The following is a 14,560-nucleotide window of genomic DNA, read 5'->3' on the forward strand; positions in this document are numbered from 1 at the left end:
GATGCCGGAGTTGCCCGAGGTCGAAGCGCTGGCGTACCACCTGCGTGAGCACGCGGTGGGGCGGCTGGTCAGCCGCGTCGACGTGGCGTCGCTGGCCGTGCTGAAGACGTTCGACCCGCCCTACACCGACCTGCACGGGCGCGAGGTGACCGGGGCCGGGCGATTCGGCAAGCACCTCGACCTCGACTGCGACGGCCTGCACCTGGTGGTGCACCTGGCGCGTGCCGGCTGGCTGCGCTGGGCGGACAACCTCTCGCCGGCGCCGCCGAAGCCGGGCAAGGGGCCGATCGCACTGCGGGTCCACTTCGGAGACCGCGGCTTCGACCTGACCGAGGCGGGCACGAAGAAGGGCCTGGCGGTGTGGGTCGTGCGGGATCCGCGGGAGGTGCCCAGCATCGCCCGGCTCGGCCCCGACGCCCTGTCGCTGCACCGAGATTCGCTGGCCGAGCTGCTGGCGGGCCGGACCGAGCGGCTGAAGTGGGCGCTGACGGACCAGTCGCTGATCGCCGGCATCGGCAACGCTTACTCGGACGAGATCTTGCACGCCGCGCGGCTGTCCCCGTTCGCGACCGCGGGCAAGCTGTCCGACGACGCGCTGGACCGGCTCGCCGACGCGGTGCACGAAATCCTGACGAGCGCGGTGGAGCGCTCGGTGGGCCAGGACGCGGCCCGCCTCAAGGGCGAGAAGCGGTCCGGACTCCGGGTGCACGCGCGGACCGGCCTGCCCTGCCCGGTGTGCGGGGACACGGTGCGTGAGGTTTCCTTCGCCGACAAGTCCTTCCAGTACTGCCCGACCTGCCAGACGGGCGGCAAGCCGCTCGCCGACCGTCGCCTGTCGCGCCTGCTGAAGTAGCGCCTCACCCCGCAGGGTGGCGAAGTCAGCACAGAAAGTGTGCTGAAGAGCTTGCACCCCGCCTCACGAGCGCAGAGCATTGACGCCGTGTCCGGTCTGCCGATCTCGCAAATCATCCCGTGGAGCGTGGCGGGTGTGCTGCTGATCGTCCTGATCGTCGTGCTGGCGCGGACCCGCAAGCCGAGCAGCTCGATCGAGGACGCGGTGCTCGAGGCCGTCTACCACATGTCCCGCGCGACACCGGATCTCCGCGAGGGTTTCGACCAGGCCAGCGCCGACCGGATCACCTCGCAGCTGCTCGAACTGCTCAAGTGCGTCGCCGTCGGCATCACCGACAACGAGGGCACCCTGGTGTCCTGGGACGGCGAGGCCAACGACCACTACCTCGACCTCAGCAGCGCCGTGATGATGTCCATCCGCAAGGCCCGCCGGGAGGTCGTGTCGCACGACGACGTCCCGTGTGACCACCGCGGCACCTGCAAGATGAAGACCGCGGTGATCGTGCCGCTGCTGGTCGAGGACGAGGTCGAGGCCGCGCTCATCGTGGTGGGCCGCAGCTCCGGCAAGCGCCTGATCCAGATGGCGGACGCGGTCGCGCAGTTCGTCACCACCCAGTTTGAGCTGGCCCGCTTCGAGGAGTCCAAGCACCAGTTGCAGCAGGCCGAGATCAAGGCGCTGCGCGCGCAGATCTCGCCGCACTTCATCTACAACGCGCTCAACACGATCTCCGCGCTCATCCGCACCGACCCGGAGGAGGCGCGCGAGCTGCTGCAGGAGTTCGCCGACTTCACGCGCTACTCGTTCCGCACCTCCGGCATGTTCACCACGCTCGCCGACGAGCTGCGCAACATCGACCGCTACCTGACGATCGAGCGGGCCCGCTTCGGCGGCCGTCTCGAGGTGCGGCTGAAGATCGCGCCCGAGGTGCTGTCGGTCGTGGTGCCGTTCCTGATCATCCAGCCGCTCGTGGAGAACGCGGTGCAGCACGGTCTGGCGAACAAGCCGACCGGCGGCATGGTCACCGTGACCGCGTCCGACTACGGCACCGAGGCGTTGATCAGCGTCGAGGACGACGGCATCGGCATGGACCCGGCGCGGCTGGCCGACCTGCGCAACTCGCACCGCACCGGCGCGCACGTCGGGCTGGGCAACATCAACGCCCGCATGCGGCAGCTGTTCGGCGACGAGTACGCGCTGATGGTCGAGACCGCACCGGGCGCCGGGATGAAGGTGACGCTGCGGGTGCCGAAGTTCGCGCCCGGCGTGCGCACCGACCTGCCGGACTACGCGGAAGCGCCGCCGGAGCCGGCCCGCAACGGCCGTCTGCACAAACCGGACGGAGTCCGTAACCTGGCGCCATGACCAGCATGACGGACAGGCTGAGCAGCAGGATTTCGCGCATCGGCGACCGGGGCGACCGCAAGGACGTGGTGGCCGTCGTCAAGCTGCACGGGGTGATCACGCCGACGCCCTCGCCGCTCGCGCGCGGCACCATCAACCTCGCTGCCGTCGAGTCCGCGCTGACCCGCGCGTTCGACCACGACCGGCTCAAGGCGGTCGCGTTGCAGATCAACTCGCCGGGCGGGGCGCCGACCCAGTCCGGCCTGGTCGCGGAGCGGATCCGGCAGCTCGCCGCCAAGAAGCCGGGCGTGCCGGTGATCGCGTTCTGCGAGGACGTCGCGGCCTCCGGCGGTTACTGGCTGGCGTGCGCGGCTGACGAGATCTACGCTCACCGCACGTCGATGGTCGGTTCCATCGGCGTGATCAGCGGCGGATTCGGGTTCACCGGCCTGCTGGAGCGCTTCGGCATCGAGCGGCGCGTGCACACCGCGGGTGAGAACAAGAAGCGGCTCGACCCGTTCGCCCCGGAGAAGCCGGAGGACGTCGAGTGGCTGAAGAAGATGCACGCACAGTTGCACGAGATGTTCGTGGAGTGGGTGAAGGAACGCCGCGGCGACCGGCTCGCCGACACCGAGGAGCTGTTCAGCGGTGACGTCTGGCTCGGCGCGAAGGCCGTCGAGCTGGGCCTGGTCGACGGGATCGGCAACCTGCGGGAGGTCGTCGAGCAGCGCTGGCCGGACGCCGAGATCACGATCGCCGAGCCGAAGAAACCGCTGCTGGCCCGTCTGGGGATCGGCGCGCCCGCAGCCGCCCAGGCGCTCCTGGACGCGGTCGCACAGCGAGTTGCTTGGTCACGCTACGGGATTTGAAAGCGCCGACCCGCTCGTGCAGGCACGCAGCTGGCACCGCCACCTGCACCGCCAAGCAAGCCGGGTTGACCATTCATTCGCGGTATGGACATTGAAACCTGCACTCGGCAGGATGCGAGTCACTGTGAGTGCGCAACAAGACACCAGAAGACTGCTCGTCCTTGCCGTGGACGACGAGCCACACGGGTTGAACCTGCTGGTCGACACGCTGCGGGGCAACCCGCACATCGGCCGCGTGTTCACCGCGGTCGACGCCTCCGAGGCGCTGCGCGTGCTCGCGTCGGAGGACCCGGAGGTGCGTGAGCGCAAGGAGCGGGGCCTGCCGCCGATCGACGCGGTGTTCGCCGACCTCCAGATGCCCGGCCTGTCCGGCATGGAGATGGCGCGTGTGTTCTCCGCGATGAGCCCCGCGCCGGTGCTGGTGTTCGTCACCGGCCACGCGCACGAGGCTGTCAACGCGTTCGACCTCGGCGCCGTGGACTACTTGCTCAAGCCGTGCAACCAGCACCGGCTGGACCGGGCGGTCGAGCGGGTGCTGGAGAAGCTGAAGACCGTGGCCCCGCCGGGGCCGGGTGCGGCCGCGCCTGCCGCGCCGGACGACGACGAGGTGATCCCGGTCGAGCTCGCCGGGACCACGAAGCTCGTGCCGCGCTCGTCGGTGCGCTGGGTCGAGGCGCAGGGCGACTACGCCCGCCTGTTCACCAAGGACGGCAACAGCCACCTGGTCCGCATCCCGCTGACCCAGCTCGAGGAGCGCTGGGAGAAGGCCGGGTTCGTGCGGATCCACCGGTCGTTCCTGGTCGCGTTGAACCTGATCACCGAGCTGCGCATGGGGCAGGGCGGCTACCAGGTCGTGATCGGCAACGAGGAGAAGCTGCTCCCGGTCTCCCGGCGGCACACCCGTGAGCTCAAGGACCGACTCACGGGTGGTCGATGACCGAGGACTTCTACCGTCGCGCCGACGGGGTGCGAGAACCGGACCCGACGCTGGGCAAGAACTACCAGCCCGCGTCGGTGGAGCCGGTGCCGCCCGCGCCGCCGCCCGAGGCGCCACCGGAGCCGGCGAAACCGCCGAAGCGGCAGCGGGTGGTGCTGGCCGACCCGCGCTCCCGCAGGACGACGCCGACGCTGCGGGCGCGCCTGGAGCTGGAGCAGCAGACCAGCTGGGACGAGCTGCTGATCCGCGATCTGGTCAAGCACCAGCTGCGCACGGCGCTCGGGTTGAGCGCGCTGGTGCTGGTGCTGCTGGGCGCGCTGCCGCTGGCCTTCTACCTGTGGCCGGGGTTCGCCGCGCTGCGCGTGGTCGGCGTGCCGCTGGCGTGGTTACTGCTGGGGCTGTTGCCGTTCCCGTTGCTGCTGCTCGCGGGCCTGGCCTACAACCGGCTGGCCGAGCGGCACGAGCGGGACTTCGTGGACATGATCGAGTCGTGACCGGCCGGCGGAGCCGGAGCCGGGGCAGGGGACAATCCGGATCGTGCAGCTGAACCCGTGGGCGCTGAGCGGCATCGCGACCGTCGCCGTGCTGACCTTCTACCTGGGTCACCGCTCGTCCCGGTTCGCCAACACCACGCACGACTTCCTGGTCGCGCGCCGCACGGTGCGGTCGCGCCGCAACGCCGCCGCCATCTCCGGTGAGTACCTGTCCGCCGCGTCGTTCCTCGGCATCGCCGGGATCATCCTGAAGGACGGCGCCGACGGGTTGTGGTTCCCGATCGGCTTCACCGCCGGCTACCTGGCGCTGATGCTGTTCGTCGCCGCGCCGCTGCGCCGCTCGGGCGCCTACACGCTGCCCGACTTCCTGGAGGCGCGGCTGGGGTCGGTCGTGCTGCGCCGGTGCGGCACGTTCTTCGTGGTGTTCATCGGGATCCTCTACATGGTCCCGCAGCTGCAGGGCGCCGGGCTGGCGCTGACGACGGTGCTGAACGTGCCGGGCTGGGTCGGCGCGGTGACGGTGACCGTGCTGGTCGGCGTGAACGTGATGGCTGGCGGCATGCGCGCGATCACCGTGGTGCAGGCATTCCAGTACTGGCTGAAGCTGTTCGCGATCGCGCTGCCCGCGTTCGTGCTGTGCGCGGTGTTCCTGGCGGGCGGCAAGCCGGGGCCGGCCGGTTCGCTGGGGGCGCCGGCGCCGCCGGTGTTCGCGGAGCAGACCACTGTGGACATCCGCACCGACGTGGCCTTCGAGGTCGGCACGCTGACGCAGGTCCGGATCGAGCACCCCGGCGACCCGGCGCCGCACGAGGAGATCTGGGTGCAGGGCTCGACGCAGGAGCTGCCCCAGGGCACCCGCGTGTGGTTCGCGGCCGGCACGCCGGTGCCGACGGTGAGCGACGCGGCGGTCACCAACGCCGACTGGCTGCACCCGGGTTCCGAGGGGCTGCGGGACCTGCTGCAGACGTATTCGCTGATCTTCGCGACGTTCCTCGGCACGATGGGCCTGCCGCACGTGCTGGTCCGCTTCTACACCAACCCGGACGGACGGGCGGCGCGCCGCACGACGGTGCACGTCCTGTTGCTGCTCGGGCTGTTCTACCTGTTCCCGACGATCCTCGGGGCGCTGTCCCGGATGTACGTGCCGGAGCTGCTGGTGACCGGCCAGACGGACGCCGCGGTGCTGCGGCTGCCGTCGGCGATGGTGCCGGGCGTGGCCGGGCAGGTGCTGGGGGCGGTCGTGCTGGCCGGTGCGTTCGCGGCGTTCCTGTCCACGTCGTCCGGGCTGCTGGTGAGCCTGGCGGGGGTGGTGTCCACGGACCTGTCGAAGGGCCGGGTGCTGGACTTCCGTATCGCCGCGGGTGTGGTCGGGCTGGTGCCGCTGGCGCTGGCGCTGCTCCTGCGGCCGAACGACCTGTCGCTGAGCGTCGGGATGTCGTTCGCGCTGGCCGCGTCGACGTTCTCGCCGTTGCTGGTGCTCGGTGTGTGGTGGCGCGGGCTGACCTGGCCGGGCGCGATGGCGGGCATGATCATCGGCGGCGGGCTGGTGCTCGGCGCGCTGGTGGTGGACCTGGTCAGCCGCTTCACGGGGGGCTGGGCGCCGTGGTTCGCCGACCAGCCCGCGTTGATCACGGTGCCGGTCGCGTTCGCGGTGACGATCCTGGTGAGCCTGGCGACGCCGAACGGCAAGCCGGCCGACGTCAACGGGGTCATGCTGCGCCTGCACGCTCCGGACCGGCTCGGGTTCATGCGGGACCGCGCGGTGGCGCGGTTCGGGCAGGCCGAAGAGCGTACCCGGATGGGGCGCGGCCGACACCGTAAGTGACCCCGGGTCTAACCCGGGCGACTTTCACTCCATCGGCGGTTCCGTTTACCGCGGGTTGACTTTTCGGTGAAACTTGCCTGTTTGGGGATTCAGGATTTGGACATTCCTACGTCAAACCGGCGTAAGATCGTCAACTCTTCGTAAGATCATTCACTCAAACGGATTAACAACAAGCCTCACGTTTCGCGGCAAGATCTACCGGCATCACACGCCGGAAGAGGTTGAGACCATGCAAAGGGAGGTTGTCCCGTGAGCACCAGCGACCAGGACCTCGTCGACGAGACGGGTCCGGGCGACAACTGGCAGAAGGTGCAGGCGAGCCCAGAGTTCGCCGAGCTCCGCAAGAGGTTGCGGACCTTCGTCTTCCCGATGACCGTCCTCTTCCTCGTCTGGTACCTCATCTACGTCCTGCTCGCCGACTACGCCCACGGCTTCATGTCGACGAAGCTGATCGGCAACTTCAACGTCGGCCTGCTCATCGGCCTGCTGCAGTTCGTGTCGACGTTCCTCATCACCGGGATCTACGTGCGGTACGCGAATCGCAGGCTGGACCCGATCGCCGACAGGATCCGCGGTGAGATCGAAGGAGATGTGCGGTGAGGAACCTGGCGCAGGGCGTCGAGGGCAGCAACCCGACGCTGAACATCATCATCTTCGCGATCTTCGTCGCGATCACCCTGGTGATCGTGTTCCGCGCGAGCCGCAACACGAAGACCGCCTCCGACTACTACGCGGCGGGCCGCTCGTTCACCGGTCCGCAAAACGGCATCGCGATCTCGGGTGACTACCTGTCCGCGGCGTCGTTCCTCGGCATCGCGGGCGCGATCGCGGTCAACGGCTACGACGGGTTCCTCTACTCCATCGGGTTCCTCGTCGCGTGGCTGGTCGCGCTGCTCCTGGTCGCCGAGCTGCTGCGCAACACCGGCAAGTTCACGCTCGGCGACGTGGTCGCGTTCCGGATGCGGCAGCGGCCCGTCCGCGCCGCGGCCGCGGTCTCGACCCTCGCGGTGTCGTTCTTCTACCTGCTCGCCCAGATGGCAGGCGCAGGCGGCCTGGTCAACCTGCTGCTCGGCATCAAGGGCGACTGGGGCCAGAACGCGGTCATCGCGATCGTCGGCGTGCTGATGATCGTGTACGTGCTCATCGGCGGCATGAAGGGCACCACCTGGGTGCAGATCATCAAGGCGGTCCTGCTGATCCTGGGCGCGCTGGCGATGACACTGTGGGTGCTGGCCAAGTTCGGGTTCAACTTCTCGAACCTGCTGCAGGCCGCGGTCGATCGCGGCGGTGCGAACGGCGAGGCGCTGCTCAACCCGGGCAAGCAGTACGGCAAGACCAGCACGAGCAAGCTGGACTTCCTGTCCCTGGCCATCGCGCTGGTGCTGGGCACCGCTGGTCTGCCCCACGTCCTGATGCGCTTCTACACGGTGCCCACCGCGAAGGACGCGCGGAAGTCGGTCGTCTGGGCGATCGTGCTGATCGGCATCTTCTACCTGTTCACCCTGGTGCTGGGCTACGGCGCCGGTGCGCTGGTGGGGCCGCAGGCGATCAACTCGGCGCCGGGCACGACGAACTCGGCGGCGCCGCTGCTGGCGCTCGAACTGGGCGGTCCGATCCTGCTCGGGTTCATCTCGGCGGTGGCCTTCGCGACCATCCTGGCGGTGGTGGCCGGCCTGACGATCACCGCGTCGGCGTCGTTCGCGCACGACGTCTACGCCAACGTGATCAAGAGGGGCCAGGTGGACAGCAAGCAGGCCGAGGTGCGCGTCGCCCGGATCACCGCGCTGGTGATCGGCGCGCTCGCGATCGTCGGCGGCATCCTCGCGAAGAACCAGAACGTGGCCTTCCTGGTCGCGCTGGCCTTCGCCGTGGCGGCCTCGGCGAACCTGCCGACCCTGCTGTACTCGCTGTTCTGGAAGCGGTTCAACACCCAGGGCGCGCTGTGGAGCATGTACGGCGGCCTGATCGTCTGCATCGTGCTGATCGTCTTCTCGCCCGCGGTGTCCGGCGGGCCGAAGCCGATGATCAAGGGTGTGGACTTCCACTGGTTCCCGCTGGAGAACCCGGGCCTGGTGTCCATCCCGGTGTCGTTCCTGCTGGGCTTCCTCGGCGCGGTCCTGTCGAAGGAGCGCAACGAGAAGAAGTACGCCGAGATGGAGGTCCGCGCGCTGACCGGCGCACACGCCGAGAAGGCCACCGCGCACTGACCTGACGAACGGCGAACAGGGCCACCTCCGGTGACGGGGGTGGCCCTTTTTCGGGCTCACGTGCAGTTGATGGGGGTGCGTGCCAGTATGTGAACGTGCAACCAGGTGACATACCGACCGCGTCCGTCTCCGAACTGCCCGCGGACGGGCTGGTGTTGCTGGACGTGCGCGAACAGGACGAGTGGGACGCCGGCCACGCCCCCGGCGCGATCCACATCCCGCTCGGCGAGCTGCCCGCGCGCACCGACGAACTGGCCCAGCTGCCCGACGACCAGCCGCTCTACGTGGTGTGCCGCACCGGCGGCCGCTCCGCGCGGGCCGCGGCGTGGCTCAACGCGAGCGGCTGGGACGCGATCAACGTGGCAGGCGGCATGAAGTCCTGGGAGACCGAGGGCCGCCCGGTCGTCGGCGAGCACGACGGCCCGCCCGAGGTCCTGTAGGCCCCATGCACCCGACCCCGAGGCCCTACCGCCCCCGGCCGCGTGTCAGCTGGGTGGCGAACCCTCCACCGGGTGCGATCGGTCCCCGCCCGCCGCGCCCGGCCGAGCGCTACGACGGCCCGCCGTCGTACCACGTGCCGCCGCGCTGGGGTTTTCCGCACCTGGCGTGGCGGGTGCCGACGGCGGTGCCCGGCACCCCGTCCGGATATCCGAGCCCGGCCGAACGCGTGCGGGTGCTGCACCGCAACGCCGTCACGATCCTGTGGTTCCTCGCCGGGCTGGCTGCGGTCGCGGCGGGTGCCGAGTTCTGGCGTTACGCGTTGCTGGTGATGAGCCGGTCGACCGCCCTGCACGCGTCGACCGTGGCGTTCTCGGACGCGCTGGAGATCATCGCGTCCCTGCTGACCGTGGTGTTCGGGCTGATCGCCGTCGCCGCGACGCTGTGGTGGCTGCTGGTCGCCCGCAGCGCTGCCGCGGAGGCCGCCGGGCAGGAGCCGGCCCGCTCGACGGGCGAGGTCGTGGCCGGGGTGCTGGTGCCGGGGGTGAACCTGGTGATGGCGGGCTCCATCCTCGCCGAACTGGAGCACCTGGTGCTGGGCCGCGAGCCGGACCGCCGCCCCCGCCCGTCGCGGCTGGTGCTGGCCTGGTGGGCGGCCTGGGTGGTCAACGAGGTGCTCATGGTGCTGGTCATCGGGTGGCGCTTCAAGGACGGCGTGCAGGCGATGGCGGACGGCGTGCTGCTGACCGGGTTGCTGAACACCTCGGCCGCGGTGCTGGCCGGGCTGACCGCGGTGCTGGTGTACCGCCTGACGACGCTGCTGGCGCCGGTCCGCACCGACCGGCTGCGCCCGCTGCAGGTGCGCTCCGTGAAGGGCGCCCCGCCGCCGGAGCTGCGCACCGCCCGGCCCACCGGCGCGGCCCGCTGAGCTGCCCCAGCTGGGCCGCCGAGCGGATGCCCGCTAAATCGTCACCGGCAGGTTCTTCAGCCCCCGGATCACGAACTCCGGCCGCCGCTCCGGTTCGGCTGCCAGGCGCAGGCCCGGGAGCCGCTTGGTGAGCGCCGACAGCGCCGCCGCGATTTCGATCCGCGCGAGCGGCGCCCCGATGCAGTAGTGGATCCCCGCGCCGAAGCCCAGGTGCGTGCCGTCGCTGCGGCCGACGTCCAGCGTGTCCGGCTCGGCGAACACCTCCGGGTCCCGGGCGGCCGCGCCGAGCAGCGCGGCGATCTTCTCGCCCTTCGCCACGCGGAAGCCCGCGATCTCCACGTCCTCCGTCGCGGTGCGCTCGAACAGCTGCAGCGGCGAGTCGAAGCGGATCAGCTCCTCCACCGCGGTCGGCATCAGGCCCGGGTCGTCGACGAGACGCTGCCACTGGTCCGGGTGCCGCAGCAGAGCCCAGACCCCGTTGCCGATCACGTTGACCGTCGCCTCGTGGCCGGCCATCAGCAGCAGTACCGCGGTGGCCACCACCTCGTCCTCGGTGAGCTCGGCCCTCAACAGATCGGTGATCAGATCCTCGCCCGGCTCCCGGCGGCGCCGCTCGGCCAGCTCGCGCAGGAACGCCACGAACTCGGTCGCCGCGCGCTCGGCCGCCACCCGGCCCTCCTCGGGCAGCCCGTACTCGTACATCTTCACGATCGCGTTCGACCACGGCACCAGCCGCGGCCGGTCGGCCTCCGGCACGTTCAGCAGCTCGGAGATCACCGCGACCGGCAGCGGCTGCGCGAGCGCGTCCAGCAGGTCGCCCGACCCGGCCTCGGCGATGCCCGCTACCAGGTCGTCCGCCAGCCGCATCACCGTCGGCCGCAACCGCTCGACGTGCCCGCGCCCGAACGCCGACGAGATCGACCGGCGCAGCCGCGTGTGCACCGGCGGCTCGTTCTCCAGCAGCGAGTTGCGGTGCAGCAGGTTGAACGACACGAACTGCTCGGCCGGGCTCGCGTCGGTCCAGATCCGGCCCAGCCCGCGGTGCCGCAGCACCGCCGACGCCGCCGCGTGGGACACCGCGATCGCCAGGCCCAGCCCGTCGTGCTGGTGCACCGGCGCCTGCGCGCGCAGGCGGGCGAACTCCGGGTACGGGTCGGCGAGGAAGGCGGGGTCACGGGGATCGAACACGACGCGAGCCTAATCCCCCGATCCGGCGGGCCGTGCCCGGTTCGGTAGCGTCTGCGGCCTGTAGTCCGAGGAGGCGAGATGGGCAAGGGCGCGCGCAAGCGGGGTCCGAAGAAGGACAAGGCACCGAAGGTCCGCGAAGTGTTCGTGGGGCAGCCGTTCGAGGGGCTGGCCGCGGAGCCGGAGCTGATCGCGCTGCGCGAGTTCGTGCCGTCGGCCACCGCGCCGCTGTCCCTTGTGGACGCGGGCGAGCGGAAGATCACGCTGGCGACCGTGCTGCCGATGGCCGCGGCCGCGTTCGTGCGCACCGACGGCGAGGTGTTCGTCGGGCTCCAGGTGCAGACCCGCTCCAGCGATGTGAGCCGCGACCTCGGCCGCGCGGTCCGCTGGGCGCTGACGGCCGAGCCGGGCGACGTGCTGCCGGTGCCGGACACCACGAGCCCGCCTGCCGACGGCGAGCGCCTGCAGGACCTGCTGGTGGCCGACGCCGAGCTGGACGTCACCCTGCACCCGAACTTCGACTGGTGGCTGCCCGAGGACACCGACCCCAGCGGCGAGGTCAAGGTCTCGCTGGAGCGGGCCAACGAGGCGATCATGCCGACCGAGCGGCTGGGCACCGGCTCGTACTGGGTGCTGGCGGGCGAGAAGGCACACCTGCGCTGGGTCCGGCCGGAGCCGGAGGGTCGCCTGATGCAAGCGCTTGCGCGGCTGTCCGCGGCGGGTGAGCTGTCGCTCGGCGAGGGCTCCCGCTACGCGGGGTCGTTCCGCGCGCACGGCCTGCTGGTGCCGGTGTGGGACCTGGACCCGGAGGCGCACGCCCGCGAGTGGGCCGAGCCGGCCGAGCAGCTGGGCGCCCGCCTGGAGGAGGCACTGAAGTCGGTGGATGCCGAGCCGCTGACCGCCGCCGAGCGCCGTGCCCGCGACGGCCTGGTCGGCAGGCAGCTGACGCTCCGCTAGTGATCCTGCACCTCTGCGCGGCCGCGGAGTGGACGGGCGCGGACTACCGCGCCCCGTCCCTGGACACCGTCGGCTTCATCCACTGCTCCGACCCGGGCACGGTGGCGATCCCGGCGAACGCGCTCTACCGCGGCCGCACGGACCTGGTGCTGCTGGAGATCGACCCGGCGCGGCTGGACGTCCCACTGCGCTGGGAGGCCGGCGACCCTCCGCATCCGGACGGCATCCTCTTTCCGCACGTCTACGGCCCGATCCGCGCCGAAGCCGTGGTGGCGGTGCACCCCTTCCCGCCGAACGCGGACGGCGTCTTCGAGCTGCCGCCGCGCCTCGCGCAACGAGACCCCCGCTGAGGCGTCCACCTCAGAGCACGCCGGACAACCTGAGGGGGCCGTCATGCGTGGACTCGGCGAAGGGGTAAGACACACGGCCGAGGGAGGCGATACGGTGACCTCGGCCGCGTCGGCCATCGCCTGGGGAGGCGGCCGCGCGGCGGGGAGGGGGTCAGCGGTGAGCGACGAGCTGGCGGACTTCGGAGAGTTCGTCCAGGCGAGCCTGCCCGGGCTGCTCCGATACGGCCACGCGCTCACCGGCAACCCGCACGACGCAGCCGACCTGGTGCAGACCGTGCTGGAGAAGGTCGGCTCCCGCTGGACCCACGTGCAACGCAAGACGGCCGACCCGCTGGCCTACGTCCGCCGTGCGATGGCGAACGCGCACATCAGCCGCTGGCGGCGCCTGAAGCGGGAGAGCCTGGTCGCGGACCTGCCCGAGCAGCGCACCGCCGAACCGGTGGACCCGTTCGAGCACGAGCCGCTGTGGCAGGCCCTGCGCGAACTGCCGCCGCGACAGCGCGCGGTCATCGTGCTCCGTTACTACGAGGGTCTGTCCGAGGCCGAGATCGCCGCGTCGCTCGGCGTCAGTGCGGGCACGGTGAAGAGCCAGGCCAGCAAGGCGATCGCGACGCTGCGGACCAAGATCGGTTCGATCTCCGGAGGGAGGGACGACTGGTGAACCCCGACGACGAGCTCGGTGACGAGCTGCGGCGGTTGTTCGACGACGACCGGCTGGCGATCAGGCCCGCATCGGGAGCCGAGGGCGCCATCGTCCGCGGCGCCCGCCGTCGACGTCGCCGCCGCACCGCCGTCGCCGCCTCCGGGGGTGTGCTCACCGCCGCCCTGCTCGTCACCGCCGGTCTCGTCGCCGCGCGTCAGGACCCCGGTGTCCACCAGGCCGCCCAGCCCACGACGGCCGCCCCGACGACGACCTCCGAGGCGCCCGGGCCGGTCGTGGTGCCGCCGTCGTTCCCCGAACTGCCCACCCAGCCGCCCGCGCCGTCCTCGACCACCACGGTCCTGCCCGCGTCCCCGCCGGCCGGTACGTCCACGCGGTCGCCGTCGAGCAGCAGCCGCACGACCGTGCGCCCGGAGCCCGAGGCAGTGGTCCTCGGCCCGACCGGCTACGGGTCGCTGCGGCTGGGGATGAGCTTCGACGAGGCCAAGGCGACCGGGCTGCTCGCCGACGCGGGCACGGCGCCTGCCGAATGCACCACCTACCGGCTCACCGAAGGCGCGGCGAACGTCGCGTCGGTGACGATTTCGCCGACCGGGGGAGTGGTGGTCTTCACCGCGACCGGCGCGCGCACGCCGGAAAAAGTCGGCGCCGGTTCCACGGTGGCCGAACTGAGGAATGCCTATCCTGATTTGACGGCCGGCGCGGGGAATTACAGCGCCGCCGCCGGATCGGGCGCCAACTACACGTTCTACGTCGATTCCGCGAAAACCGTCGTGCGGTGGGAACTGGTCGCCCCGCCGGGCTGCTGACACGGAAAAGAGCCCGGGCTGTGGCCCGGGCCCTCGTGCGCTCCGCGGTATGGCGGTCCTACAGGGCGCCACCGGCGACCGGCGGCATGTCCGCGTTGCCGTCGTCGCCGACGGACTCCCGGGCCAGCCAGTTCTCCACCTCGAACATGTTGCCGTTGGCGCGCTTGACCACGTTGACCAGTGTGGACATCTGCGACACCTCCTCGACCTGTTCCTTGAGGAACCACTGGAGGAACTGCTCGCCCTGGTAGTCGTCCTCGGCGCGGGCGGCCTTCATCAGGGTGCGGAAGTCGGCCGTGACCTCCTTCTCCTGCTCCAGCGCGAGCTCGACCAGCTCGAGCGGCTCCGCGAAGTCGTTGCGGACCTCGCCGGTCGGCGGGATGTCCACGTGGTGGTCGGTGTCGATCAGGTACTGCACGATCGCCAGCGCGTGGTTCCGCTCCTCCACCGCCTGGCGGTAGAAGTGCTTGGCCAGCTGGGGCAGGTCCGCGTTGTCGAACCAGACCGCCAGCGCCACGTACTGCTGGGAAGCGTGGAACTCGTTCTGCACCTGCTGCTGCAGGAGCTCGTAGAACTTGGAGCGCGGTTCTTTCTTCAGCATCGCCATGACTCAAGAATAGGCCATTTTCCTGATCGTTAACCCTGCGGGTCTGGTGATTCCGATTTCGTTTGGCTAGGCTTACCGAGATTAGGAAGTGCTTATTTA

Annotated in this window: 16 protein-coding genes; 14 read left to right on the forward strand and 2 right to left on the reverse strand. The window is 70.6% G+C overall.

The genetic code is table 11. The features are described from left to right. The first annotated feature begins 1 nt into the window (after position 1). From AMETH_RS00755 to AMETH_RS00800, 10 genes are all read left to right on the forward strand, one after another. Positions 2-853 (forward strand): Fpg/Nei family DNA glycosylase, encoded by an 852-nt coding sequence (locus AMETH_RS00755; RefSeq protein ID WP_017986109.1) that lies wholly within the window; start codon positions 2-4, stop codon positions 851-853. Between the two features lie 78 nt (positions 854-931). After that, the gene (locus AMETH_RS00760; protein WP_026153683.1) at positions 932-2,215 is read left to right on the forward strand and encodes a sensor histidine kinase; all 1,284 of its coding nucleotides are present in this window, start codon (positions 932-934) and stop codon (positions 2,213-2,215) included. After that, positions 2,212-3,063, forward strand: a complete 852-nt coding sequence (locus tag AMETH_RS00765) for a S49 family peptidase (RefSeq protein ID WP_017986111.1) — start codon at positions 2,212-2,214, stop codon at positions 3,061-3,063. The genes AMETH_RS00760 and AMETH_RS00765 overlap by 4 nt, the downstream gene beginning before the upstream one ends. A gap of 112 nt (positions 3,064-3,175) precedes the next feature. Further along, positions 3,176-4,000, forward strand: coding sequence for a LytR/AlgR family response regulator transcription factor (locus tag AMETH_RS00770; protein ID WP_051079479.1), 825 nt, complete (start codon positions 3,176-3,178; stop codon positions 3,998-4,000). After that, positions 3,997-4,494 (forward strand): hypothetical protein, encoded by a 498-nt coding sequence (locus tag AMETH_RS00775; RefSeq protein ID WP_017986113.1) that lies wholly within the window; start codon positions 3,997-3,999, stop codon positions 4,492-4,494. The genes AMETH_RS00770 and AMETH_RS00775 overlap by 4 nt, the downstream gene beginning before the upstream one ends. A gap of 43 nt (positions 4,495-4,537) precedes the next feature. Continuing rightward, positions 4,538-6,319, forward strand: a complete 1,782-nt coding sequence (locus AMETH_RS00780; protein ID WP_017986114.1) for a sodium/solute symporter — start codon at positions 4,538-4,540, stop codon at positions 6,317-6,319. 249 nt (positions 6,320-6,568) lie between these two features. Next, positions 6,569-6,919, forward strand: coding sequence for a DUF485 domain-containing protein (locus tag AMETH_RS00785; protein WP_017986115.1), 351 nt, complete (start codon positions 6,569-6,571; stop codon positions 6,917-6,919). Next, complete coding sequence (locus AMETH_RS00790) at positions 6,916-8,526, forward strand: solute symporter family protein (protein ID WP_017986116.1); 1,611 nt, start codon at positions 6,916-6,918, stop codon at positions 8,524-8,526. Before AMETH_RS00785 ends, AMETH_RS00790 begins: the two co-directional genes overlap by 4 nt. Positions 8,527-8,615: 89 nt before the next feature. Beyond that, positions 8,616-8,966 carry a rhodanese-like domain-containing protein gene (locus AMETH_RS00795; RefSeq protein ID WP_017986117.1) on the forward strand — a complete coding sequence of 117 codons (351 nt, stop codon included), beginning with the start codon at positions 8,616-8,618 and terminating at the stop codon, positions 8,964-8,966. A gap of 53 nt (positions 8,967-9,019) precedes the next feature. Next, on the forward strand, positions 9,020-9,892 hold the full coding sequence (locus AMETH_RS00800) for a DUF4328 domain-containing protein (RefSeq protein WP_017986118.1): 873 nt from the start codon (positions 9,020-9,022) through the stop codon (positions 9,890-9,892). A 33-nt stretch (positions 9,893-9,925) separates the two neighbouring features. Here the strand turns inward: AMETH_RS00800 and AMETH_RS00805 are convergent, their stop codons facing one another. Continuing rightward, the gene (locus AMETH_RS00805) at positions 9,926-11,080 is read right to left on the reverse strand and encodes a cytochrome P450 (protein ID WP_017986119.1); all 1,155 of its coding nucleotides are present in this window, start codon (positions 11,078-11,080) and stop codon (positions 9,926-9,928) included. A gap of 78 nt (positions 11,081-11,158) precedes the next feature. On the opposite strand from AMETH_RS00805, the gene AMETH_RS00810 reads away from it, so the two are divergent. From AMETH_RS00810 to AMETH_RS00825, 4 genes are all read left to right on the forward strand, one after another. Then, entirely contained in the window at positions 11,159-12,034 is an 876-nt protein-coding gene (locus tag AMETH_RS00810) for a DUF5926 family protein (RefSeq protein WP_017986120.1), read from the forward strand. Continuing rightward, positions 12,034-12,384, forward strand: a complete 351-nt coding sequence (locus AMETH_RS00815; protein WP_017986121.1) for a DUF952 domain-containing protein — start codon at positions 12,034-12,036, stop codon at positions 12,382-12,384. The genes AMETH_RS00810 and AMETH_RS00815 overlap by 1 nt, the downstream gene beginning before the upstream one ends. A gap of 157 nt (positions 12,385-12,541) precedes the next feature. Further along, a complete protein-coding gene (locus AMETH_RS00820; protein ID WP_017986122.1) occupies positions 12,542-13,045 on the forward strand; it encodes a SigE family RNA polymerase sigma factor in 504 nt (167 codons plus the stop codon). After that, on the forward strand, positions 13,042-13,854 hold the full coding sequence (locus AMETH_RS00825) for a hypothetical protein (protein WP_017986123.1): 813 nt from the start codon (positions 13,042-13,044) through the stop codon (positions 13,852-13,854). The genes AMETH_RS00820 and AMETH_RS00825 overlap by 4 nt, the downstream gene beginning before the upstream one ends. Positions 13,855-13,912: 58 nt before the next feature. On the opposite strand, the gene AMETH_RS00830 is transcribed toward AMETH_RS00825, so the two are convergent. Continuing rightward, a complete protein-coding gene (locus AMETH_RS00830) occupies positions 13,913-14,461 on the reverse strand; it encodes a ferritin (protein ID WP_017986124.1) in 549 nt (182 codons plus the stop codon). Between the last annotated feature and the right edge of the window lie 99 nt (positions 14,462-14,560).

Source organism: Amycolatopsis methanolica 239 (genome assembly GCF_000739085.1).
Taxonomy (GTDB): Bacteria; Actinomycetota; Actinomycetes; order Mycobacteriales; family Pseudonocardiaceae; genus Amycolatopsis_E; species Amycolatopsis_E methanolica.